At 48.1% G+C, this 25,877-nt stretch carries 18 protein-coding genes; 6 read left to right on the forward strand and 12 right to left on the reverse strand.

Translation table 11 applies throughout. The features are described from left to right. The first annotated feature begins 83 nt into the window (after nt 1–83). Together QEP07_RS08325 and QEP07_RS08330 are read left to right on the forward strand one after the other, a co-directional pair. Nucleotides 84–1,961, forward strand: coding sequence for a CocE/NonD family hydrolase (locus tag QEP07_RS08325; protein ID WP_285009423.1), 1,878 nt, complete (start codon nt 84–86; stop codon nt 1,959–1,961). A gap of 1 nt (nt 1,962) precedes the next feature. Beyond that, nucleotides 1,963–3,417: a M1 family metallopeptidase gene (locus QEP07_RS08330; RefSeq protein WP_437126687.1), complete on the forward strand. Its 1,455-nt coding sequence runs from the start codon at nt 1,963–1,965 to the stop codon at nt 3,415–3,417. 74 nt (nt 3,418–3,491) lie between these two features. On the opposite strand, the gene odhB is transcribed toward QEP07_RS08330, so the two are convergent. The 4 genes from odhB to QEP07_RS08350 all read right to left on the reverse strand — a co-directional run bounded on the left by odhB (nt 3,492) and on the right by QEP07_RS08350 (nt 9,876). Further along, on the reverse strand, nt 3,492–4,733 hold the full coding sequence (gene odhB, locus QEP07_RS08335) for a 2-oxoglutarate dehydrogenase complex dihydrolipoyllysine-residue succinyltransferase (protein ID WP_285009425.1): 1,242 nt from the start codon (nt 4,731–4,733) through the stop codon (nt 3,492–3,494). Between the two features lie 15 nt (nt 4,734–4,748). Then, on the reverse strand, nt 4,749–7,544 hold the full coding sequence (locus QEP07_RS08340; protein ID WP_285009427.1) for a 2-oxoglutarate dehydrogenase E1 component: 2,796 nt from the start codon (nt 7,542–7,544) through the stop codon (nt 4,749–4,751). Nucleotides 7,545–7,609: 65 nt separating this feature from the next. Further along, entirely contained in the window at nt 7,610–8,488 is an 879-nt protein-coding gene (locus tag QEP07_RS08345; protein ID WP_285009429.1) for a MerR family transcriptional regulator, read from the reverse strand. Nucleotides 8,489–8,604: 116 nt separating this feature from the next. Beyond that, a complete protein-coding gene (locus tag QEP07_RS08350; protein WP_285009431.1) occupies nt 8,605–9,876 on the reverse strand; it encodes a DASH family cryptochrome in 1,272 nt (423 codons plus the stop codon). 124 nt (nt 9,877–10,000) lie between these two features. On the opposite strand from QEP07_RS08350, the gene QEP07_RS08355 reads away from it, so the two are divergent. Both QEP07_RS08355 and QEP07_RS08360 read left to right on the forward strand, forming a co-directional pair. Beyond that, nucleotides 10,001–10,909 carry a TIGR01777 family oxidoreductase gene (locus tag QEP07_RS08355; RefSeq protein ID WP_285009433.1) on the forward strand — a complete coding sequence of 303 codons (909 nt, stop codon included), beginning with the start codon at nt 10,001–10,003 and terminating at the stop codon, nt 10,907–10,909. Next, complete coding sequence (locus tag QEP07_RS08360) at nt 10,906–12,216, forward strand: cryptochrome/photolyase family protein (protein WP_285009435.1); 1,311 nt, start codon at nt 10,906–10,908, stop codon at nt 12,214–12,216. The genes QEP07_RS08355 and QEP07_RS08360 overlap by 4 nt, the downstream gene beginning before the upstream one ends. Here the strand turns inward: QEP07_RS08360 and QEP07_RS08365 are convergent. The 7 genes from QEP07_RS08365 to QEP07_RS08395 form a co-directional block, all read right to left on the reverse strand. Continuing rightward, nucleotides 12,209–13,105 carry an FKBP-type peptidyl-prolyl cis-trans isomerase gene (locus QEP07_RS08365; protein ID WP_285009437.1) on the reverse strand — a complete coding sequence of 299 codons (897 nt, stop codon included), beginning with the start codon at nt 13,103–13,105 and terminating at the stop codon, nt 12,209–12,211. The genes QEP07_RS08360 and QEP07_RS08365 overlap by 8 nt on opposite strands. Before the next feature lie 11 nt (nt 13,106–13,116). Then, nucleotides 13,117–13,599, reverse strand: coding sequence for an FKBP-type peptidyl-prolyl cis-trans isomerase (locus tag QEP07_RS08370; protein ID WP_256003718.1), 483 nt, complete (start codon nt 13,597–13,599; stop codon nt 13,117–13,119). A 70-nt stretch (nt 13,600–13,669) separates the two neighbouring features. Then, entirely contained in the window at nt 13,670–15,460 is a 1,791-nt protein-coding gene (locus QEP07_RS08375; protein WP_285009439.1) for an acyl-CoA dehydrogenase FadE, read from the reverse strand. Nucleotides 15,461–15,487: 27 nt separating this feature from the next. Beyond that, nucleotides 15,488–16,666 (reverse strand): acetyl-CoA C-acyltransferase, encoded by a 1,179-nt coding sequence (locus QEP07_RS08380; RefSeq protein ID WP_285009440.1) that lies wholly within the window; start codon nt 16,664–16,666, stop codon nt 15,488–15,490. Between the two features lie 23 nt (nt 16,667–16,689). Beyond that, nucleotides 16,690–19,050 (reverse strand): 3-hydroxyacyl-CoA dehydrogenase/enoyl-CoA hydratase family protein, encoded by a 2,361-nt coding sequence (locus tag QEP07_RS08385; protein ID WP_285009441.1) that lies wholly within the window; start codon nt 19,048–19,050, stop codon nt 16,690–16,692. After that, on the reverse strand, nt 19,031–19,489 hold the full coding sequence (locus QEP07_RS08390; protein WP_285009444.1) for a MarR family winged helix-turn-helix transcriptional regulator: 459 nt from the start codon (nt 19,487–19,489) through the stop codon (nt 19,031–19,033). Before QEP07_RS08390 ends, QEP07_RS08385 begins: the two co-directional genes overlap by 20 nt. 72 nt (nt 19,490–19,561) lie before the next feature. Continuing rightward, nucleotides 19,562–21,355, reverse strand: coding sequence for an AMP-dependent synthetase/ligase (locus QEP07_RS08395; protein WP_285009446.1), 1,794 nt, complete (start codon nt 21,353–21,355; stop codon nt 19,562–19,564). A 124-nt stretch (nt 21,356–21,479) separates the two neighbouring features. On the opposite strand from QEP07_RS08395, the gene QEP07_RS08400 reads away from it, so the two are divergent. Then, on the forward strand, nt 21,480–21,776 hold the full coding sequence (locus tag QEP07_RS08400) for a hypothetical protein (RefSeq protein WP_285009447.1): 297 nt from the start codon (nt 21,480–21,482) through the stop codon (nt 21,774–21,776). A 106-nt stretch (nt 21,777–21,882) separates the two neighbouring features. Further along, entirely contained in the window at nt 21,883–22,698 is an 816-nt protein-coding gene (locus QEP07_RS08405) for a hypothetical protein (RefSeq protein WP_285009449.1), read from the forward strand. Between the two features lies 1 nt (nt 22,699). Here the strand turns inward: QEP07_RS08405 and QEP07_RS08410 are convergent, their stop codons facing one another. Further along, nucleotides 22,700–25,759: a LamG-like jellyroll fold domain-containing protein gene (locus QEP07_RS08410; protein ID WP_285009450.1), complete on the reverse strand. Its 3,060-nt coding sequence runs from the start codon at nt 25,757–25,759 to the stop codon at nt 22,700–22,702. Nucleotides 25,760–25,877: the final 118 nt, after the last annotated feature.

Consider the following 25,877-nt stretch of genomic DNA (forward strand, 5'->3'; position numbering starts at 1 on the left):
AACAAACCTATGTCTAAATAAGGTATTTATGCAAACAACATTTGCATTTGCTTATATTTAAGGCTCTAATCGGCAACTTTTACATGAACCTCCAAAAACTATCATTTCTGTTCGGAGCTATGATGCTCCTGCAGTTTTCAGTTTCTGCGCAGCTGAGCGATTCGGCTTATGTACGGGAACACTACGTTAAGATTGAACGACAGATCCCGATGAGGGATGGCGCGAAGCTTTTTACGTCTATTTACATCCCTAAGGACAAGAGCAAAAAGTATCCGTTTCTGATTAACCGCACACCTTATACAGTGGCGCCTTACGGGGAAGATAAGTATAAGACCAGTCTGGGCAACTACCCGGCCATGATGCGGGAAGGCTTCATTTTTGTATACCAGGACGTGCGCGGCCGCTGGATGAGTGAAGGTACTTTTGATGATGTTCGTCCGCACGTAGCGAACAAGCGCTCAAAAAAGGATGTTGACGAAAGCAGTGACACTTATGATACGATAGATTGGCTGCTGAAGAATGTGAGCAACAACAACGGAAAAGCGGGTATTTACGGCATCTCTTACCCTGGCTTTTACTCTACCGCAGCATTGCCAGGCGCGCATCCGGCGCTGAAGGCGGTGTGCCCCCAGGCGCCGGTTACGGATTGGTTTATCGGCGACGACTTTCACCATAACGGTGCCTTATTTTTGATGGACGCTTTTGGATTTATGAGCACTTTCGGGGTGCCTCGCCCTAAGCCCATTACACCGGAGTTCGGGCCTAAGTCTTTTGCGTTCCCTATAGCCGACAACTATCGCTTTTACCTGGAAGCGGGTTCGGTAAAAGATCTTAAGGACAGGTATTTTGCGGACAGCATCCGCTTTTGGAATAATCTTTTCGCACATCCTGATCTGGATACTTTCTGGCAGGCCAGGAATATTCAGCCTCACCTGAAAAATATAAAACCTGCTGTAATGGTCGTGGGCGGCTTTTTCGATGCTGAGGACGCTTATGGAACTTTCGCCACCTACAAAAGCATCGAAAAGCAAAATCCTGCGGCGAACAATATCCTCGTGGCAGGCCCCTGGTATCATGGCGGATGGGTGCGAAGCGATGGCTCGAGCTTCGGAGATATCGAGTTTGGTCAGCCCACGAGTATTCAATACCAGGAACGGTTTGAGCTGCCGTTCTTTAAGTACTATTTAAAAGGTGAAGGGCAGTTTAAGCCTGCCGAAGCCAACATCTTCATCACTGGCAGTAACCAATGGAAGGAGTTTTCTACCTGGCCACCTAAAGATGTGGAGTCGAAAATGCTTTACCTGCAGCCTAACGGAAAACTCGGCTTTGAGAAGGTTGGCCGTACAGACAGCTGGGATGAATACGTGAGCGACCCGAACAAACCGGTGCCCTATCAGGATGGTGTACAGGCTAGAAGAACGCGGGAATATATGATAGACGACCAGCGCTTTGCGGCGCGTAGACCGGACGTGATGGTTTATCAGACCGATCCGCTAACCGAGGATATTACGTTCACGGGGCCGCTTCAGGCCAACCTGGTGGTGTCGACCACCGGCTCTGATGCGGATTATGTGGTTAAGCTTATCGACGTGTATCCGGAAGAGACGCCAAATCCGGCAAAGAATCCGAAAAACATTTTAATGGGTGGATATCAGATGCTGGTGCGCGGAGAAATTATGCGGGGCAAATACCGGAATAGTTTTGAAAAGCCTGAGCCTATGGTTCCCGGGGAGATCACGAAGATCAGTTATGAGCTGCCTGATGTAGCGCATACGTTTAAAAAGGGTCATCGCATCATGATCCAGGTTCAGAACTCCTGGTTCCCGCTGGCCGACCGCAATCCGCAGCAGTTTATGAATATTTATGAGGCCGGGGCGGGCGATTTCAGAAAGGCTACACACCGCATATTCCATGATGTGCATAATGCTTCTTTTATAAAGGTTAACGTGCTGAAACCTTAATATGATGAAAAGATTCTTTTTAAGCCTGGCACTAACGGCTTTAGCCAAATTTGCCCTTGCACAGTTGCTTGGCCAGTCGGACGCCTTTACCCGGGCAGATACGCTAAGGGGTATGCTTACACCCTTGCGTACGTGCTATGACATCAACTATTATCACCTCGATGTGAAGCTGGATATTCCAGGTAGAGCTGTGAGCGGGAGCAACACGTTTCATTTTACGGCTGCAGATGATTTTAGCAGGCTGCAGTTCGATCTTTTCAGCAACATGAAAGTTGACCGAGTGATCTACAAAAACAAGCCCCTTAAGTTTACCCGTGAATTTAACGCTGTATTTGTAGACTTCCCTAGGGAGATTAAGAAAGGCAGTAAAGAAAGCTTCACGGTTTACTATGCTGGCAAGCCGGTGGTTGCGAAGAATCCGCCATGGGATGGGGGCTTTATCTTTAAAAAAGACAAAGCGGGCAACCCTTGGGTATCTGTAGCCTGTCAGGGCCTGGGCGCAAGTGCCTGGTGGCCCAATAAGGACCATCAGAGCGATGAGGTAGACAGCATGCTGATCAGTGTTACGGTCCCAAAAGACCTGAAGGAAATCTCCAATGGCCGTTTACGCAGTATGGTAGCAGTCGGCGGCGAACATATGCAGTATAACTGGTTTGTGGCCAACCCCATAAATAATTACAACGTGACCATGTATGTGGGCAAGTATGCGCACTGGACGGACAAGTACAAGGGAGAAAAAGGTGATTTAAGCCTCGATTTCTGGTCGCTCAAGGAAGATAGCGTAAAGGCGCGCCCGCATTGGGACGCCGACGTGAAACCCATGCTGAAGTCGTTCGAGCACTGGTTTGGCCCCTACCCCTTTTATGAAGACGGCTACAAACTTGTACAGGCGCCGCATTTGGGCATGGAACACCAAAGTGCAGTGGCGTATGGCAACAAGTTTAAGAAGGGCTATCTGGGTGGCGACTTGTCGGATTCGGGCTGGGGCCTTAAGTTCGACTTTATAACGATACATGAATCTGGCCATGAATGGTTTGGCAACAATATCACGACCAAAGATATTGCGGATATGTGGGTGCATGAGGCGTTTACAAATTATTCTGAAGCCTTGTTTGTGGAGAGTTTATATGGCAAGGAGGCGGGCGACCAGTATGTGAAAGGGATCAGGAAGAACATCAAAAATGACCGCCCGATTATTGGCTCCTATCATGTGAACAGTGAGGGCTCGGGAGACATGTATTACAAAGGTGCGAACATGATTCACCATATACGCAAGCTGATGAACGACGATGAGAAGTTCCGGGGCATTTTACGCGGATTAAATAAGACGTTCTACCATCAGACGGTAACCACTCAGCAGATTGAGGAATATATCAGCAGGGAGAGCGGGCTGGATTTGAAAGCATTGTTTGACCAGTACCTGCGCCAGGCCGCGCCACCCGAGTATATAGATTGAGAGGGGAGCAATAGTATAAAAAAGGTCGTAACTGATGGTTACGACCTTTTCTGTTTTATGCTTCTTGCTATAGATTATACGCCAAGGAGTAATCTTGCCGGGTCTTCAAGCAACTGCTTGACACGCACAAGGAAACCCACTGATTCACGGCCGTCAATGATCCGGTGATCGTAAGACAGGGCGACGTACATCATCGGTCTGATGACCACTTCGCCTTTTTCTGCTACAGGACGTTCTACGATATTGTGCATCCCTAAGATAGCCGACTGCGGAGCGTTGATGATCGGTGTAGACATCATAGAACCGAATACACCACCGTTGGTGATGGTAAAGGTTCCGCCGCTCATTTCTTCGATGGTAAGTTTGCTGTCGCGCGCTTTCAAAGCCAGCTCCAACACTGATTTCTCAATCTGGGCCAGGCTCATGCTCTCTGCATTGCGAATTACCGGAACAACAAGTCCCTTGGGCGCAGATACGGCTATGGAGATATCGGCAAAGTCGTTATACACCACTTCCTCGCCTTCAATGCGGGCATTCACTGCAGGGAATTCTTTCAAGGCCTCGCAAACCGCTTTGGTGAAGAAACTCATGAAGCCAAGTCCGACGCCATGCTTTTCTTTAAACTGGTCTTTATATTTCGAGCGCATATCCATGATAGGCTTCATGTTCACCTCGTTAAAGGTGGTGAGCATAGCCGTCTCATTCTTAACGGTTACCAGGCGCTTCGCAACTGTTTTACGCAAAGGAGACATCTTTTCCCGACGCTCATTTCTTGATCCTGGTGCGGCAGCCGGACTTGCCGGAGCTTTGCCCGATGCTGTCGGTGCGGCACTTTTCTGTTGTGGCTTCTGCGCATTCTGCGCATCTTCTTTAGTGATTCTGCCATCTACACCCGTGCCTTTAACGCTGGCCGGGTCTACCCCTTTTTCTGCCAGGATTTTGCCCGCTGCTGGTGAAGGTGTGCCGGTGGCGTAGCTATCTCCGGATTTCTCAGCTACCGGAGCTGCTGAAGCATCTGCCTTTGGGGAAGCCGCTTCCTGCTTAGGTTCAGCGGCACTTTCTTTTGGCTGCGAAGGCGCGCCGCCTTCTTCAATTTTACATACTACAGCACCGATGGCGAGCGTATCGCCCTCAGCGGCAACTGTCTTTAAAGTTCCAGCCTGCTCTGCTGTTAATTCAAAAGTAGCCTTGTCTGATTCCAGTTCGGCAATTACCTCGTCCATTTCAACAGCATCACCGTCGTTTTTCACCCAGCGCGACAAAACGACTTCGGTTATCGATTCGCCTACCGGCGGAACTTTTATTTCTATACTCATAACAGTGTATTATATTTAGTCTACGTTATATACCTTACTAACTGATTTCTTTGCGATTTTCTGCTCGGTTTCGGTAACCGGCATTTCGAAAGCGCGGGCCAAGATATAGGCCTGCTGATCTGCATGCTGCCTGGCAAAACCTGTGGCCGTACTGCTGCTTTCTTTTCTGGAAAGAACTTCCATGTCACTGAATGCTGTCTTTCTGAACTTACGAACCAGATATGGCCATGCGCCCATGTTTTCAGGCTCTTCCTGCACCCAAACCATTTCCTCAGCGTTTGGATACTGATTGTAAGCCTCCTCCATCTGCTTTACTGGTGTAGGGTACAATTGTTCTACACGCACTATAGCTACGTCTTTGACACTGTCTTTCTGCTGCTTTTCAAGCAATTCGTAATAGATCTTGCCTGTGCAGAACAACACCCGCCTTACATCCTTTTTGTTAAGGTTCGCGTCGACAATAACTTCCCGGAATCCGCCATCTGTGAAATCGGCCAGCGGAGATACGCACTGCGGATGGCGCAGCAGGCTCTTCGGTGTAAATACGACCAGAGGCTTGCGGAAGTCGCGCTTAAACTGCCTGCGTAATGCATGGAAGAAGTTTGCTGGCGTGGTGCAGTTAACAACCTGCATATTATAGTCGGCACACAGCTCCATAAAACGCTCTATGCGGGCCGATGAGTGCTCCGGGCCCTGGCCTTCGTAGCCGTGTGGTAAAAGCATTACCAAGCCGTTTTCACGCTGCCATTTTGTTTCAGCACTGGCTATATACTGATCTACAATGATCTGAGCGCCGTTAAAGAAGTCGCCGAACTGTGCTTCCCAAATGGTGAGCGCATTAGGATTGGCCATGGCATAACCATACTCAAAACCCAAAACGCCATACTCAGAAAGATGCGAGTTGTAGACATCAAATGGTGCCTGCTGATCTGATATGTTTGCAAGAGGGATATATTCCTCTTCTGAATCTTCGAGGGTAATTACGGCGTGGCGATGCGAGAATGTACCCCGTTCGACGTCCTGCCCGCTTAGTCTGACACGCTTGCCTTCTGCAAGCAATGTGCCGTATGCAAGCTGCTCGCCCATTGCCCAGTCGAACACATGGGTTTCGTTGGCCATCCGGCTGCGCTCTTCAAAAAGCTTTTCGATCTTCTTGAAGAATTTTTTCTCTGCCGGCAGGGTGCTGATCCGCTTGGCGACCTCCAGCAGGGTAGATTTTTTAACGGAGGTGTTCGGTGAGCTTTCGAAATCCTGTGGTGTGGCCAACCGCATGTCGGACCATGCTCCGCCAAACTTTACGTCCTGATAGGTTGAGGTGATTTCCCTGGCTTCGTTGAGCCGCTGCTGTAAAATACCACGGAATTCCTTTTCCATTTCTTTTGCCAGACTGGCCTCCAGCTTGCCCTCTCCAACCAGTTGCTTGATATAGATATCGCGCGGATTTGCATGTTTTTCGATGGCCTTGTATAACAGTGGCTGTGTAAATTTAGGTTCATCGGACTCGTTATGTCCAAACCTGCGGTAGCACAGGATGTCGATAAACACATCGTTGCGGTATTTCTGCCTGTATTCCATAGCCAGGTTAATGGCATAAACCAGTGCTTCAACATCATCTCCGTTAACGTGGAATACGGGAGACAAGGTTACTTTGGCAATATCTGTACAATAAGTGCTCGTTCTGGCGTCTTTAAAGTTGGTTGTAAACCCGATCTGGTTGTTGATGACCAGGTGAATGGTACCGCCGGTTTTATAACCGTCGAGCCCCGCCATCTGGATCACCTCGTACACGATACCCTGGCCGGCCACTGAGGCATCCCCATGGATCAGGATCGGTGCCAGCCGGGCATTATCGCCTCCGTATTTAAAGTCGATCTTGGATCTGCCCATACCTTCAACTACACTGTTGACGGTTTCAAGGTGGGACGGGTTAGGACATAAGCTAAGGTGAACGCTCTTGCCGCTGTTTGTGGTTACATCTGTGGAATAACCCAGGTGATATTTTACGTCGCCGCCAAACGGTGACTCGGCGCTATAGCCTTTACCTTCAAATTCTGCAAAAATATCTTTATAGGTCTTCTGCATGATGTTGGCCAGCACATTCAGGCGGCCACGGTGTGCCATGCCTATCACAAATTCGTCTATTCCGAGCTCGGCACCTTTCTCAATGACAGAATCGAGCGCAGGGATCAGCGCTTCGGCCCCTTCAAGGGAGAATCGCTTCTGGCCAAGAAACTTGGTACCAAGGAAGTTCTCGAAGCTCACTGCTTCGTTTAATTTTTTAAGGATCCGGCGCTTTTCTTCGATAGAGAAGTTTGGCGTGTTGCGCGCCCCTTCCATCTTTTTCTCGATCCAGCGCAATACCTCAGGGGTACGTACATATTTATATTCTGCGCCGATGGAGCGGCAGTAGGTCTGCTTAAGAAAAGCGACGATATCACTTAGTTTAGCTGCTCCTATACCGATTTCAACGCCTGAATTGAATACGGTATCCAGATCTGCGTTGCTCAGGCCAAAGTTTTCCAGATCAAGGGTAGGCAAATGCTGCCGGCGTTCCCTTACAGGGTTGGTTTGTGTAAATAGATGTCCTCTCTGCCTATAACCATTAATGAGATTCAGTACGCTGATTTCCTTTAAGAAATGCTCAGGAGTTTCGGCAGTAACTTCTGTTCCTGACGAACTCCTGCCAAAGTCGAAACCTTCGAAAAACTTCTGCCAGCCAAACTCGACCGACTCGGGATCTTCTTTATAAGCTTGATACAGGGACTCAATATATTCGGCATTAGCGCCGTTAAGATAAGACAAATTATCCATTACGTATGAATTGGTATAAGTGTTGCAAAATTAGAACTTTTAGCTGAATACAGGCCTAATACTCGTCATAAATCTTCGAGAAAATCGACCATGTCGCAAACATTTTTAAGCGGTGTCAACTGGTCTTTGACGAGTATGTCGAATTCAGAGATCAAACTTCCTGCCACCAGCAGGGGAACGTCCAAATTGTCCATAACTTTTGTGATCACTTTATTGATATCTTTCCCAAGATTCATGGAGGTAAGCACCATTAAAGCGTAGTCAGGTTTGTAAGATACAATCACTTTCTTCAGATCGGCGTATGGGACTTCCGATCCTAAATACAGCACATCCTGCCCGCATTTTTTAAGGAGATAGCGGGCAAAGAGCAAGCCGGTTTCGTGCATCTCGTTTTCGGGCAAAAACAGGAGAAAACGCTTTTTATCTGGCTTTTTAGGTTTGTGCAGTTTATCGATCTCGACAATGATTTTGTCGCGGATGAGATTAGAGGCAAAGTGTTCGTGAGAGGGGTCTATGGCTCCGGTTTGCCATAGCATTCCCACGCGTTTCATGAACGGGAAAAGCACAAGATCCATGGCATTGATGAGACCCATTTCCTCTATGCAGCCGCTCAGAATTTTAGAAAACGCCGGTTCGTCATATTTAACTGTTGCGTCGGAAAGATTGAGAATTTGAACGGAATCGTTCTTCCAGTCGCTTTTTAACTGGGAAACCAGATCAGATATCTGCTTCCGGCTCATTCGCGCGATTTTGCTGATCTTGTAACCGTTCTCATTCAGCGCCACGATATTGAGCAGGATCTTGAGGTCGTCCTCGTCGTAGTATCTGATATTGGTTGCAGTACGTTTGGGCGGAACCAGGTTATACCGGGTTTCCCAGGCCCTGATGGTATGGGCCTTGATGCCTATAAGTCCTTCTATGTCACTTATTGAAAATGTTTTCACCGTACTACCTCCAACAAACGTTAAACAAAATTGTTTCGAACAACGATTATTGTTCAAGACTTGCCGAAGATAGTAATTTAAATGATTTAATTCGTGGCACTTACAGGGCCCTCTGCTCAGGCCACGTCGGCGATATCCATATCGAAGACCTTGATTTGCTTTTCGAGGTCAAAAGCAGCTTTATTGGCAACGTTCAGGCCTTTGTGGGCTACGCTGGCCCAATTTCCCCAATTGCTCGCGGGCGCATAATCGACCAGCTTTTCTTCAAAGTATGCGGCGCCCCTGATCCAGTCCTGCTTGAGCACATACACCAGATAAGTGGCCACAACAAGCCGACCTGCATGCGGTATGTAGCCAGATTTGTTCAGCTCGTTCATATATCCATCTACCAGCGCATTGCCGGTTTGCCCTGTCTTCCACCTGACGAGAGCATCGGGCTCATCATCTCTATCTTGACGGACGAAATGTTCGAATTCGGAATCCCTAAAAAAGCCGATACCGTGTTTTTTAAACATAAAGCGGTAATAATCGCGCCATAGCAGGCCCAGAAGCACCTGATTAAAATTCGCGGCCCCGGGTACCTGATCAGCCGCCTTCATTGTCCAGTAGACCTTACGCGGCGACAAACAGCCCAAGGCTAACCAGGGCGACAGCCGGGAGAAAAAAGCCTGCTTTCCGGGCGGTTGCTTCGCAGGCCGGTCATAAATCGTGGAGCCGCTACTCAATAATGTGTTGAGATGCTGCAGACCGGCATGCTCCCCGCCGTGTAAATCGCTTTCAGGCACAGCCTCCTCTGAGAAACCCAGGGCTTTCAGATCAGGCACATCTCCCCAGGCTTCACTTTCCACAAAAACGATATGCTCAGGTTCCTCATAGCAAGGTTTGACTATCGCATCGCGCTCGGTTTTCTTTTTAAACTGTGAGAATACATCGGGTATATCTTTAATCGGGAAAGGAAGATCTTCCTTATTATACAAGGTATGCCCGATGAAATGCTTCAGGTTTATCTTCTGCTTCCACAGCGCGTCCTCTACGTTGGCAGATACGGATGTTTCCTCAAAACCTACTTCTCTGTGATGGTAAACCTCTGAGATATCGTATTTCTCCACAAGTGAACAGATGTGCGATTCGGGTGAACCGGTGATAACAAGCAGATTGCCGCCTTTTCGTATCATGGCCTCTCGCAAAGACAGCACACTTTCAATCAGGAACTTAGCACGGCCTGCCCCCGTTTTATCGGTTTGGAGGTTGGTACTCCCGAAATGCCTGGGATCAAAGAAGTAGACGGGAAGAATACCGTCTGACTTAGCCACGGCTTCTACCAGCATCTCATTATCGTGCAGACGCAAGTCATTCCTAAACCAGACTAAAATTCTCTTGGACCTCACTCGTAAAACGCTTTGTATTTGGATATTATAAATACAAAAATATACGATTTTACCGGTTAAAATGCAGATATATCGCAATATTTACAATAACAAAACAAATAAAAAATCCGTAGGTTATTAGTGCATGGCAAAACAGATTCTGATCACTGGGGCGACGGGCATGATAGGTAAAAAGCTTATCGCTGCACTTCAAGATAAAGGTTACGGCATATCTGTCTTGTCGAGAGCACCTCATGCATCGCCTGGTGTTAAAACCTATTTATGGGACATTTCCAGCGGCAAAATAGATCCGGCCTGTCTGGATGGTGTAGAAGCCATTATACATCTTGCCGGTGAAAACGTTGCAGCTAAAAAGTGGACTGAGCAGCAGAAACAACGGATCGTCGACAGCCGGGTTAAATCAACAGAACTCTTGTACAAGACCATTAAACAGACAGGCGCCCCGGTGCAGGTGATGATTTCTGCTTCTGCTGTAGGGTACTATGGCGACAGCGGCGATGAAATCCTTACCGAAACTGCGACTCCGGGATACGATTTTCTGGCGAGCTGCTGCCAGCAATGGGAAGAGGCGGTAGACCGGGGCAGATCTCTCGGACTGAGAATAGTCAAACTCCGCACCGGGGTTGTTTTGGACAAATCCTCGGGTGCGCTTTCTGCGCTGGAAAAGCCGATACGGTTTTTTGTGGGTGCACCGATAGGCACTGGCAGGCAATGGGTACCCTGGATACATATTGATGATCTTGTTGACATGTATGTTGGCGCCCTCTCCGATCCACTATACCTGGGGGCTTACAATGCCTGCGCACCCTTTCCGGTAACAAACGAAACGCTGACAAAACAGCTTGCGAAGAAACTGAGCCGACCTGCTTGGCCAATTCATGTTCCCGAAAAAGTCATGCAGATGATTATGGGAGAAATGAGTAGTATTGTACTTATGAGTTCGAATACATCTGCGCAAAAGATCCTTGATCAGGGCTTTCAGTTCAGGTACACGTACCTTGAGGATGCGCTTCACGATATTTATGGCAAATGAGTCAGGAGATCAGCATCTGCTGGCTAAGACGTGATCTTCGCCTGGAGGACAATGCAGCACTTTATCATGCGCTCCGGAACGAATACCCGGTCCTGATCCTCTTCATTTTCGACAAAAATATTCTCAATAAGCTATCGGATCGATATGACCCAAGGGTTACTTTCATACACGACACGATCAGACAGTTAAAGGACGAACTGGATAAGAATGGCTCCTCGATGCTGGTCTTGTATGATACCCCGGAACAGGCATGGTCTGCAGTGGTGCGGAAATACAACATCAAGGCGGTCTACACGAACCACGACTACGAGCCTTATGCGCGGGAAAGGGATGATGCGTTGGCGGAGTTTCTCAGATCTGAGGACATTATCTTTAAAACATTTAAGGACCAAACCATCTTTGACCGGGATGAGTTGCTGAAGTCGGACGGTAAGCCATATACCGTCTTTACTCCCTATTACAGGGAATGGCAGAAAAAACTAACACCCTTTTACTTCCGCCGCTATCCTACCGAAAGGTATTTTAAAAATCTGTGGAAAACGGCGCCGGCAGATCTGCCCTCGATAGAAGAACTTGGTTTTAGCAGGAGTGACAAAGCATTACCATCCAGAGAATTTGAGCACAAGCTTCAAAGCTATGAGCAGGACCGGGACTTTCCGTCTGCCGATGCAACCACGCATATTGGCATCCACCTTCGCTTTGGTACGGTTAGCATCCGGAGAGCCGTTGCCAAAGCACTGGAGCACGGAGCGCATAAGTGGCTTTCGGAACTTGCCTGGCGCGACTTCTATATGATGATACTCTGGCATTTTCCGCACACGGTGAGCCAGTCGTTCAAGCCTGCCTACGATCAGATTGAGTGGAGAAATAATGAGTCTGAATTCAATGCCTGGTGCCGGGGAGAGACCGGGTTCGCCCTGGTAGATGCGGGCATGCGTCAGTTGAACGCCACCGGCTTTATGCACAACAGGCTTCGGATGCTTACAGCCAGCTTTCTAACCAAACACTTGTTGGTCGACTGGCGTTGGGGCGAGGCTTACTTCGCAGAAAAACTGCTTGATTACGAGATGGCCAGCAATGTAGGCGGCTGGCAGTGGGCATGTGGGTGCGGGAATGATGCCGCACCTTATTTCAGAATATTTAATCCGGAGCTTCAGTTGTTGAAATATGATCCGAAACTCGAATTTGTGTCTAAATGGATACCGGAACTTAAACAACAAATGCATGTTACACCTATTGTAGAACATGCATTTGCAAGGGAACGTGCTTTACGCACCTTCAAAAAAGCTTTAAATACGGCTAGTTAACCACTGAAGTAATCTCAATATCAAAGTCGAGACTACCATTTGGCGGCACAACCGTGGCCCCGTACGAATCATATTGTCCGTCCGTGCCGTACGCTAGTACTGAGGGCACGAATAATCTAAGCTTGGCTCCTTGCTTAAACTTAGTGAGCACACGCCAGCCATCTACGTTCCCACCAAGCAGACCGGTATATGCGTCTGAGGAGTTAAAAACATTTCCGCCAAGGTTCCTGGCAGCATATTTAGTGGTCACATTGGAATAGATATCTTTCACTGGTTCACCAGATCCAGCATCGGCAAGCACATAATAAACTCCGGAGGCGTCTTTTGTTGCTGTTATGTTGTTTGCGGTTAAGAATGACCTGATGTGCATATCATCTATCTCAGCCTGGGTTTCAGCGTAGGTTTTAACCGTCAGATCAAGAATCTCATTTGAAGGGATATTCAAAATATCCATGCCGTTTTTTCCAAAAGCCAGATAAGAAGGCAGGATAATGCGGACCGTGCCGCCAGGACCGATCTTCTGCAGTGTTGTCAGGATAGCTTTAATTTTTATACCCAACAGCTGATCTGTATAGCCAACAAAGGTCCCAAGATTTACATATTCCGGGGAGGTATAATAGGTGGTTCCATTCAACAAAGATTTCACCGTAACTACATACCTCACAGAATCGGTAGTCTTGAAAAGATCACCTTCCCCCTGGCTCACAATCTGGTAATAATATCCCGAACCTTCCGGATCTTTAACTGCAGACACCCCATTCTTGGAGATATATTCAGATATCTTGGCATCATCAATATTCTCAATGTACTCATAGTCTTTCTGGCATGCAACTAAGCTTGCAGCCATACCTATCAGGAACAGGACATGCACTTGTATCTTTCTTAACATATATGTATTCACTATTTTTTAACTACTTCAAATATTTCAACCCTAAAATGCAGCGGGGAATTCAGCGGAACGTTTGATACGGGGAAATCCTTGTACGCCATTGTGGAAGGGATAAGTAAACGTATTTGTCCGCCTCCTTTTACCAGCGGCAATCCTCTTTTCCAGCCTTCTATGCTCTCCTTTAAATTAAACCGGTAGGGCGTTTCTCCTGAGGAACTGCTAAATACAGTATTGGCGCTATCCAAAAGCCGCCCTTCGTAAAAAACAGCCAGGGAATCCCTTTCTGTAATACTTTCACCGGTTCCGTTCTCTATAATCTCATAATACAGACCGCTCGCATCTTTCGTAAGCGCTGTTCCTGAAGTATCCGCCCAGCGTAGTATACGCTCCTCGTCCTTTGCGTATTGTGCTTCAGCATCATAAGGCTCCGGCTTTTCACAAGCCGCAGCTCCGACAATTACAAACAACCCGACTAAAAGCCTGCTCTTTAACATTATGCACAAAAGTAGTCTTTTATTGCCGATGGCACAATATTTAACCTATTTTAACAATTTTGAAGTCGGACTAGTAGCAATACCGGTTGGCAGAAATAAGTTCCTGCGCAACCTGCTGACGAACCTCTTTTGCGTTGAATGGTTCCATCTTGGTAAACCTCCGCAAACCGACCATCATCATGCGAAGCTCATCGCCCTCAGCAAAGCCCCACAACGCGTCTTTACCTGCCTTTTGCACGGCATCGACAGCCTCCACGAGGTATATTTTAAGCAGGTTCAGCTGACCTCCGCAGGCGTCGGCTCCGCGCTGGTTGACAAGTTTTTCCGTCCTCAGCATGGCCGATTCTGCCACATAGACATAGCTAGCCATATCAGCGATATTCATGAGTATCTCTTGCTCCTTGGCTAGGCTCATCATGAGCTTTTGTACGGCTGCTCCGGCAACCATCAACGTAGCCTTTTTCAAATTAGCGATGATTTTCTTTTCTGCGGCAAAAGGTGAGTCGTCCGCTTCACCAAAATCGGGGATGGCCATCAGTTCTGATGCCACCTGTGTTGCCGGTGTCATCAGATCCAGTTCGCCTTTCATCGCCCGCTTCAACATCATGTCGACCGTTAGCAAGCGGTTAATCTCATTTGTGCCCTCAAATATCCGGTTGATTCGCGCGTCGCGATATGCCCTGTCCATAGGAGCCTCTGCAGAGAAGCCCATTCCGCCATAAATCTGAACGCCCTCGTCGGTCACAAAATCCAAGGCTTCGGAGCCCCAAACTTTTAATATCGCACATTCTACAGCAAACTGTTCTGTGGATTTAAGCTTGGCTTTCCCCTCATCCATCCCTGAGGCCACCAATGCCTCATAGGCATCATCAATATTTTGCCCGGCACGGTAATTGGCCGATTCAACGGCGTATACTTTCGCCGCCATCTCGGCCAACTTGTGTCTTATAGCGCCATACTTGGATATTGCCCGGCCAAATTGCACCCGCTCATTTGCATAATTTACGGCCATACTGATTACTCCCTTGGAAGCACCAATGGCAGCTGCTGCTAGCTTTATGCGTCCTATATTTAAAATATTGACAGCGATCTTAAACCCGTTTCCACGTTCAGAAAGCATATTTTCTGCAGGTACGCGGCAATCGTTGAAGAATAATTGCCGGGTGGAGGAGCCTTTAATTCCCATTTTTCTTTCTTCCGGATTCATGGTTACGCCGCCAAAATCGCGTTCTACAATGAACGCAGTCAGGTTAGCATCATCATCTATCTTAGCGAACACTATGAACACATCAGCAAAACCACCGTTGGTTATCCACATTTTCTGACCGTTGATCAGGTAGTGCTTTCCGTCCTCAGACAAGATGGCTTTCGTGCTTCCGGAATTTGCGTCCGATCCTGAATTTGGTTCGGTAAGACAGTACGCAGCCTTCCATTCCCCCGTAGCAAGTTTAGGGATATATTTGTCTTTTTGCTCTTGATTGCCATAGTACAGAATTGGCAGCGTTCCGATTCCCGTATGAGCCGAAAGCGCAACAGCAAAGGAATGCCCGGCACCTATCACATCGGCCACCAGCATAGAAGTATTGAAATTTTTTCCGAAACCGCCGTAGTTCTCGGGTATGGAAACCGCCAGCAGGCCGAGTTCGCCTGCCTTGTCCATTAAAGATTCCATCAGGCCGCCTTCCTGCGCGTCGATCCGGTCAAGGTTAGGAAACACTTCTGTCTTCAGGAAATCTTCGCAGGTTTGTGCGATCATCTTTTGTTCCTCGTCAAATTCTTCGGGAATAAATACATCCTGCCATGGAGTTTCGCTGATTAAAAATTCTCCGCCCTTAATGGTATTTCTTTCTTTCGCTTCCATTTCAAAAGTGGTTTTGTACTACAATTATTAAAGCATTTCAAATATTCCGGCCGCGCCCTGCCCGGTACCCACACACATGGTTACCATGCCATATCTTTTCTCGCGCCTTTTCAGTTCGTTAAATAGCTGCACGGTTAGTTTAGCGCCCGAACAACCCAAAGGGTGCCCCAAGGCAATGGCGCCGCCATTTACGTTCAGCCTTTCCTTGTCCAGACCAAGCTCCCTTACAATGGCAAGCGACTGGGACGCAAAGGCTTCGTTCAACTCGATCAGATCCATTTGACCAAGCGACATTCCCGCCATATCCAAGGCCTTTGGAATGGCATGTATGGGACCGATACCCATGATGCGTGGAGGAACGCCTGACACACCGTAACTGACCAGTCGGGCTAAAGGCTTTGCGCCAAGCTCCTTCATTCGTTTTTCGGAAACGACCAATACAAAAGCTGCTCCGTCGGATGTCTGAGACGAATTGCCCGCGGTGATACAGCCATTCGCAGCAAATACAGGTTTCAGCTTGGATAAGCGTTCTAAAGTGGTGTCGGCTCTGGGTCCCTCATCTGTGTCTACCACATAGCTGCGCGTTTTCTTCTTCAAATCGGCGTCGAGGTAGGTTTCCTCTATAGTGATAGGCAGCACGCCGGCTTTAAGGTGACCATTTTGCGTAGCCGCGACAGCCTTCATGTGCGACTGGTAAGCAAACTCATCCTGATCTTCACGGCTTACATTGAATTCCCGTGCGACCGCCTCGGCCGTCAGGCCCATACCCCAATACCAGTCTGGATTGCTTCGCGCAACACGTTCATTGGGTACGAGTTTCCATCCGCCGAAGGGCATGCCAGACATTACTTCTACACCTCCCGCTATAATGCAATCGGCCATACCCGTACGGATCTTGGCCACAGCCATAGCGATGGTCTCTAACCCCGATGCACAGTAGCGGTTTACTGTTACCCCCGGCACCTTTTCTGTATCAAGCCCCATCAGAGAAATCATACGACCTATATTCAATCCCTGTTCAGCCTCTGGTGTAGCATTACCTACAATAACATCATCAATACGGTCTTTTTCAAGACCTGGCACCGAACTGACCAGCCCGCGGACCACCTCCGCGGCAAGATCATCGGCCCGCGTGAACCGGAACACACCTCTTGGTGCCTTTCCAACCGCCGTACGGTATCCTGCTATGATATATGCTTCCTGCATGTTCTTCTGCTTTAATATAAAACTTAATTGCGCAAGGGCTTACCCTTTGTTACGATACTTTGAATACGCTCCAGTGTCTTTCTTTCACCGCAGAGCGAAAGAAATGCCTCCCGCTCTAAATCAAGCAGGTATTGTTCCGTCACTTCGGTTGGCACAGAAAGATCGCCTCCGCACATCACCCAGCCCAGCTTCTCTGATATTTTCTTATCATGCTCAGAAATGTAATTCCCGAAATACATGGAATTTGCTCCCGCGTAAACAATGCCGAGCCCTTGCTTACCCAGCACTTTAATGTCTCTCCTCGGTACGGGCCTGGTATATCCTGCTTCTGCCAGAGCTATTGCTTTTGCTTTTGCATCGGCAATTAACCGGCTTCGGTTCATCGTTATCGCAAACTTATCCTTAAGCAGATATCCGAGTTCAGCGGCCTCCACAGCTGAGGTAGACACTTTAGCTGTCCCGATAGTCAGGAAACGATCTTTGAGCACATTTTGCGCGATCTGGTCTTCGTTGAATTCATCGGATGCACGCAGCGCAAATTCTTTTGTGCCGCCTCCCCCTGGAATGACCCCTACGCCAAACTCAACAAGCCCCATATAGGTTTCGGCATATAGCTGCACATGATCTGCGTGCAAACTGAATTCGCAGCCGCCGCCCAGCGTAAGGTTGTGCGGGGCCACCACGACGGGTATAGATGAATATCTGATCCGCATGGAGGTATTCTGAAACATCCTGACTGCAAGGTTCAGTTCATCCCACTCCTGCTCAACTGCCATCAGGAAAATCATTCCCACATTAGCACCAGCGCTAAAATTAGCTCCGTCGTTGCCTATGACTAAACCTCTGTAATCCTTTTCGGCCATATCAATCGCCTTATTAATGGCCTGCAAAGTATCGCCTCCGATAGTGTTCATCTTCGAATGGAACTCGACGTTCAATATGCCATCGCCCAAATCGATAATGGAGGCTCCAGAATTTTTCCAAATCAGCTTACTGGCCCTCAGATCGTCGAGAACGACAAAAGCTGCGGCACCGGGTAATTCTTTGTAGGCTTTCGCATCAATATCATAGTATTTGCTTATGCCGTTTTCCGTTTTGTAAAAACGCTCATAACCAGCAGCAAGCATTTCGTGCACCCAGGGAGCCGCTTCATGACCATAAGCTTTCATCCCTTCCAGAGCATTCGCCACGCCCAGAGCATCCCAAACCTCAAAGGGCCCGAGTTCCCAGCCGAAGCCGGATCTCATGGCATCATCAATGCGGTACAGCTCGTCCGATATCTCGGGAATCCGGTCAGACACATATTCGAACAGTCCGAAAAAGGATGCCCGGAATAAATCAGCAGCCTTGTCCTTTCCTGCAGCAAAAATTTTCATACGCTCCCGCACGTTATCTACCGGCTTGACCAGGTCGAGCGTAGCCGACTTAACTTTAACCTGCGGACGATATTCCAGCGTTTTTAAATCCAGCGCTAGAATCTCAGTCTTCCCCTCGGCGGTTTTAGTCTTCTTGTAAAAACCCTGCCCCGTCTTGTCGCCCAGCCACTGGTTGATTTCCATCTGCTGCACATAGGCCGGAAGTTTGAAGAGTTCGTGAGCCTTATCGCCCGGCACATTATCATAAAGTCCCTTAGCCACTTTAATCATCGTGTCGAGCCCTACCACGTCGGTAGTACGAAAGGTCGCCGATTTTGGTCGGCCCAGGGCGGGACCAGTAAACTTATCCACCTCCTCTACGGTAAGTCCCATTTTTTCGACCAGGTGCAGCAAGGCCATTATAGAATACACACCAACCCGGTTAGCTATAAACGCGGGGGTATCCTTACATAAGACCGTTGTTTTACCCAAAAACTTATCTCCATATCCCATCAGGAAATCGACAACAGCCTGTTTTGTATAAGAAGTGGGGATAACCTCGAGCAAGCGCAGGTAACGCGGTGGATTAAAAAAATGTGTGCCGCAAAAGTGCGCCTTAAAATCATCACTGCGTCCTTCAGCCATCAAATGTATGGGGATGCCAGAGGTATTGGATGTAACCAGTGTTCCTGCTTTTCTGTATTGCTCTACCTGATCGAAAACTGATCTTTTGATCTCAAGATTTTCAACCACCACCTCTATAATCCAATCACAGCCAGCGAGTTTAGGCATATCATCTTCAAAATTGCCTGTTGCAATCTTCTGAACAACCTTTTTGGAATATACCGGCGAAGGACTAGATTGAAGTGTGTTCTGTAAAGCTGCGTCTACAATGCCGTTTTTTGCACCATCATTAGCGGGGATATCAAGCAACAGTACCTGCACACCGATGTTTGCAAAGTGACAGGCAATGCGTGATCCCATAATTCCGGAACCCAGAACAGCTACACTATTTATTTTCTTGTTCATGATATAACGAATTGATCGGATAAGCCGACGTCAGTTTATTCAGTTTCTGCAAGGTTTTAATCAGCCCCTGCTTTTCATTAATGCTGAGATTCTCGTTCAGGTATTCATTAAACTTCACGACAACATCCCTTGCCTCCTGCCGCTTGTCTCGACCAAAATCGGTGAGATATACCTTGACGGAACGCTTATCTCCATCCGAGGTTTCACGGTATATGAGATTGAGCTCCTCCATATTGTTGAGCATTCTAGACAGGCTGGTTGCTTTTACACCCAGCATACCTGCAAGTTGCGTAACCGGAGTACCCTCTTTTTCAATATTAATGAGCACATACCCGATAGCCTGAGTAATCCCAAAGCCAGAGGCGACCTGGTTATACATGTTTGCCATGTTTTGCCAAACTACCTTCAAATAATAGTCAACCGTATCCTGTTGTTTCATTTATATTATGCTTGCATAACAAAGCTAATCAATAAAATCGTTGATTACAATACCAATTTTAAGGTAAACGGCTCAATGCGGGGTTGAATTTTCTTCCGCACGATAGTGCTCAGCGTCCAGGTAAACCCGCTCTATTTCACCTTTAAATTTCTCCAGAATCACTTTCCTCTTCAGGCTAAGCTTAGGGGTGAGCTCACCGCCATCTATGGTCCAGAGCTTCGGCAGTAAAGCAAAGCGTTTTACCCGCTCCCATTTGCCGAAGTCTTTACACGTTTCTTCGACAACGCGGTTAAACTTGTCGACCACCACCGGATGGCTGATCATTTGGGCATCTGAGGTGTATTCGATACCTTTTTTTGCAGCCCAGTTGCGCAATGCTGTAAAGTTCGGCACAATAAGGGCCATCGGAAACTTGCGATTCTCTCCGAGCACCATCACCTGTTCCAGCAATGGCGCTTCCTTAAATTTGTTCTCTATGATCTGCGGTGCAATGTATTTGCCCCCCGCCGTTTTAAACATCTCTTTTTTACGGTCGGTTATCTTCAGAAAACCTCCTTCTAGTAGCTCCCCGATGTCACCGGTGTGAAACCAACCCTCCGCATCTATGGTTTCGGCAGTCAGATCCTCTCTTCCATAATATCCCTTCATCACGGCATGACCGCGTACAAGCACCTCACCATCATCTGCAATCTTCACCTCAACACCGTTGATAGGCGGCCCGACGGTTCCGAACATAGTATGACCAAAGTAGTTTACCGTGATTACGGGTGACGTTTCTGTAAGTCCATAGCCCTCAAAAACAGGCATGCCCGCGGCCCAGAAGATCCGGGCAAGCCTGGCGTTTAATGCGGCGCCGCCGGAAATGATCACGACGATATTGCCGCCCAGTGCAGCCTGCCATTTCTTGAAGACCAGCTTACGGGCTATCCCTAATTGCGCCCGGTACATCCAGCCTCGCTGCAGTTCAAACTTTTCTGCCAGGGCTAGCGACCAGAAAAAGATATTCCTTTTTAAGCCAGCAAGCTCTTTGCCTTTTTCCATAATCTTGTCATAGACCTTCTCAAGCAGGCGCGGTACAGTGGAGAAGGCATTTGGCTTTACATGCTGTATATCGGCCACGATGGTCTCCATACTTTCTGCATAGTAAACGGCCGTGCCATTATACATGTAGAGGTATACAACCATCCTTTCAAATATGTGAGATAGCGGCAGAAAGCTAAGCGCAGACCCGATACCTGCTGGTAGCAATACAGCTGAATTCTGGAAATTTTTGACAAGGTTGTTGTGTGTAAGCATTACACCCTTCGGGGTTCCGGTAGTACCGGAAGTATATATCAATGTAAGGATATCCTCGGGTTTTACTTCTTCCCGGTAGCTTTCCAGGTCGATGCCGCTTTGCATCTGGCCCTCGGCGACCAGTTTCTTCCAATCGGGGACCTCTGCAACTTCGTCAAAACTATAAATCGCTATCTCCCGGCGGCACAGCTCGCAGGCCGATTTAACCTTGCTATATAACGATCCGTCGGCTACGAACACCATGCTCACTTCCGCATTTTCGAGTATGAAGCGGACGTCATGATCAGGTAGTGTCGGATAAAGCGGAACTTGATAAGCACCGATCTGCATGATCGCAAAATCCGTGATATTCCACTCAGGACGGTTCGGTGACATCACCGCAATCCGGTCGCCCTTTTTCACGCCAGATGCAATCAAGCCTCTGCTCAGGTTGTCACTTAGTTCACAGAACATCTCCGTGCTGTAATTCACCCATTCGCCCCTGATCTTTCCGCACACAAAGTTGTTTTTCGGGAAATTTATCCGGTTGTGTTTAAGCAAATCGAACACTCTGGTTATCGTAGCAGACATAATTGCATCGTTTTAATTTGGCCGTTGTAGTCATTGCGAGAAAGAGAAGGACTACCTACAGCAATATACAAAATATTAAACAAGTGCCAAAGCTGAACTGTTCTAGAAGCTCAATCCTAAAGAAATGAAACAAATGAACATCGATGAGTCCTTGAAAGTAACGGTCGACTTTGAGGATGAAACGCTTCCTGAAACGGCCAGGGAACTGCAACCTTTGGTTTGGAAGGAGCAAGACAGGTATTATTGTCTGCTCGGCCCCGACCGGGATTCCGGAATATTTGGCACCGGCGAAAGTCTTGAGCAGGCGATCAGCAGTTGGAATGAACAACTGGTGCAGCACTTACGGACGGCACCGGAAGAGGACGAGGTGGCGCTTTATGTCAAAGACATGTTTAACAGCAGCCCAGACAAAGTTTGGTAGTATCTGAAAAGTAGGGGTGTATGATCCTAACCGGATATATCCGGTTAGGATGTGGTCTGCGCTGCTGCTTCTAAATATATTAGCGGCGAGATAAACCCACGTCGCTATGAACCACACCATTCGGTCGGCCAGTTTTGCACTGTGTTTTTTAATGCTCCTGGCCGCCTGCAAGAAACAGACTAAGGAGCGTGATCCTGAAACGGAGGATAAGGAAACACCTGATACAGAAACGTCAGTAAAACACTTGCTGTTGCCTTCGAAAATCGTATACGGACAGCTTACCACAACGTTTGAATACATCCCGGGGAGCAGACGGCTTAAAAGCATTAGCAAGTCGACCGGCACGAGCTACCATTTCCGGTACAAAAACGACACATTGCTTTATATCTGTGAAATTGTACAAGGCAATAACACCGTACAGGAAAACGGTATAAAACGTAATGCTAAGCTTACACCAACGGCGGTGACAAGATTCCGGCTGACTGGCAATGTTTATAGCCTGTTGAGCCAGGATAAGCTGACTTTCAATACCGCTGGCCGACTTACGGAAAGCGAGATCTATGACGCAGCCAACACGCTAACCTTACATAACGCCTTTACATATCTCGCCAACGGAGCCATTGCTACCATCACAGGTAAGGCGAACGCCGGGAGCATACAACACAGCTTAACATATGACGAAAAAAATTCAATTTTTAAAAATGTGTCGGACGGCTTTCTGATCTACCTGCTTTACGGAGATCTTCTCTTCACTGCTCCAACGCATAATATATTAAGTTACCACAGCACGGAAAAGACAGACGACAATATGATGATCAGCTACGAATATAACGCACAAAACTATCCGACTAAGATGGTCATCAAACGCGCCAAATGGACAGAAACGCATTACATTTCCTATACCTCATATCCCGACAAATAACTCACTCCTTTATGATTTTGGCGGCTTTCCCGATGCGCTTACCACGATCGAACAATTGGAGAAGATATATCCCCTTTTGCAGTCCCCCGATGTAGAGCACAAATTCAGAATCTGCCCCCAGAGCGCCTAAGGATTGGCTGACCACTGTGTTGCCGAGCAGATCGCTCAGCCTGGCAGTCGCGTTTTGCAGAGCCATCCTGACTTTCACATGCAGCATTTCTTTCGCGGGATTTGGGTAGGCAACAAAATACTGCGCGACGGCTTTGTTTCCTGAAACGGGAGTTGACCTGCGCATTCTGAGTGTAAATCGGTCCCCACCGAAACTTTCGGGCTTCTGCAGATCGATATCGAAAGTGACTATGGAATCAGATGCTTTAAGAACCGTAGCTGTCTTCTTATAGTGGTCATGCAATTCCAGCATACGGCCTCCCGGGAGCTCCCCCGTCTTAAAATGAAGTTCATAATTTCCTGTCTCAAATCCATACACCTCAAGATGGATGTTGTCAGCACTGTCGGCCTCCGACACCAGTTCGTCTACCGAGAAACGTTTCCCTGCCCTTTTACTCGCCAAACTCACAAAGCCTTCGCCAACCTTCAGGGCATTGTTACTTTGTGAAAGCTGATTAAGCCTGTCGACAATATTGAGATGCAGTGGTTGTGAAAAGGATGCCCTTCTCAGCGTAATTGTAAGGCTTTGGTTGAGCTTCGGAGCGCTCTCTTCTTTGGAAGATTCCGTGAATCCGAGACTTCCGGAAGAAAAACCCTCTTTTACCCGCACAAAGAAACCAGTTCCGGCCGGTATCCTGGCCTGCGGATCATTGGTAACATAATACGCATTGTTTTGAGGATCGAACAACCATACCGCATCCTGAAGGTTTACTTTGGTCAATGCCCCCCAGGTAACGGGTGAGGCGTATGGATTGCCGACAAGATTGAAGCCATCGCCGTCGCCCGCCGCACCACTTCTGAAACAGGGCACTGTGAGGGACCCAGTAAACAGCTGGCCTGTATAGGTGAGTATGTAGGGTTCCGGGTTCATAAAAGGCGCTGCCGCAATTTGCTTTTCGTAGGCGTTAGGAGTTAACCTGCTGCCCCTGGAGTATAGGTAAAAACCGCGTCCGAGAGGTAACTGAGTCGACATCCCCGTTATGGGTTTATATTTTTGGGCAAGTGTTCCGGGAAGTGACTGGTCGTGTGTGTAGATGGTAGCGCCGTTATTTGGAGATGGGTCGAAACCGTTGCTTTGGCCTCCCAACCCGGTGATAAACACGGCATCTTTCAGCACTTCAAATCCGTACGTCATGTTACTGTTATGGTAAACAGGCGAACTTAACAAGCGCCAGCCGCGGCCGCTGGACGGTGAAGGGAACGACCCGTCGATATACTGCTGAACATGAACGTTACCACGGATGACAGCTTGCTCTGGTACCGCGACCGGGCCTAGCCGCGCCGCGCCGTCCGGGCCGGCCACAAGGGTAAGATAACCGTTAGCGTTAAGCACGCCTCTTGAAAGTTCAAGTTTCCCGGATACGTATACCTCACTTTCCAATCGAATCTCAGCATCTGGATAAGCGGCATTTACGACGAGGCCAGACGCCCGGAAAGTGCCGGGGCCTTCCAGCCTCGAGCCTTCGCCCGATAAAGTTAACTTTCGGTCATCGTCGACCTCAATAGCGGCATCGAGCCCCAGGCGAACGCTGCAATTTAACTGAAGATCAGCGCCAACCGAAATTCGCGCGCCGCTATCAAGCCGAAGTCTGCCAAGGACTGCCGGAGCGTTGATCCTTGCCAGACTGCCGGCAGAGATACAGATCTTGCTCTGGGAATCCGGTCTCTTGTTGTCGACCCAATTGCCCGATATATTCCAATCGGTGCTTACTACACCCGTAAAGGTGATCCAAGTTGGGTCGCGCTCTTCTTTCCCAATATAAAAATTACTTTGATGCTGGCCTTGCGCTATATAGCTGTTGCGGATCATATAACCGGGTAGCGCCGTGTTAAATAACCGAACCTCGTCGACGAGGCCTTTAAAATAGAAGCCTCCGCTTTTCCCTTTTCCTACATAAAGCGAGCCGCCGGATGCAGTCATACGAAGCGCGGTACTTGATACCGAACCTGAGGTTGACCCGTTAATATAAATGCCGGCGCTGCTGCTGTTTGTGCCGGTAACCGAATAATAGCATGCGATATGCGTCCATACGCCTGGACTTAGGATCTGGGTGGACATTCTGGAAAAAACCTGGCTGGCGGTACGGTATGTAATCAGTTCCAGCCTTCCGTCTGGATTTATCTGCAGCTTCCAACCCATTCGGGCCAGACTATCATTGCCTGCAATAACCTGGACATCGTTGCCTCCCTCCCATTTAATCCAAGCCATAAAAGTAAAACTGCTACTTGTATTCCCCTGCGTTTGCAAGAACTGATTGGTTCCATTGAACCGTGTGGCTCTACCAACCTTGCCTTCTACAACATCGGACAGGCTAAAACCCTCACCGCTCAAGTCTCTATGCGCGCTTACAGATTTCTGATCCCTGCTGCCAAAATCATGTCGTTCCCCATCCATGTGCCATACCCCGTCATACGTGTAGTTCCAGGTATTCAAGCCATCTTCAGAGCGACTTTCATGCAGGTCCTTGCCTGAATAGTAAAGATAGACGGAGGTTGGCGGCGTGGGTGATTTCGCAGCAGAAAGGCTAGGTACGCGCACCCAAAAACGATATTTCCCGGTTAAATGGTCGTACGACTCAATTTGAAAATTAAGCTTTGCGGCAGGGGCTTCTGCTGTGGCAAACGCAATGTTCCTTCCCTGCAGGTCATATACAGCGCCCTCGCATACAGCGGGTACTTGATATTTTAGCACATCATCCTCAATCTCCAGGAGCATAACGAGGTCGCTGATGTCATAATAGGTCTGACCCGAGCTTGTGTTTTTAAACTCCCCTTCAAATCTCGTCTTATCAAAGGTGATCTTCTTCCTGAACTCGTAACCAGCCATCCATGACTGAGCGGATAATAAAGACGGCAACAGCCATAGCAATGCAAAAAGTTTAATTCTACACATACAATTGAAAAGTGCAGAAACTTAGTGGCCCCGGGATACCCACACCAAATATTAACCGGATATATCCGGTTAATATTAGCTGCCTGTTTCTAGCTTGTTGGATTAATCCATAGACTTG

The organism is Pedobacter faecalis (assembly GCF_030182585.1).
GTDB lineage: Bacteria > Bacteroidota > Bacteroidia > Sphingobacteriales > Sphingobacteriaceae > Pedobacter > Pedobacter faecalis.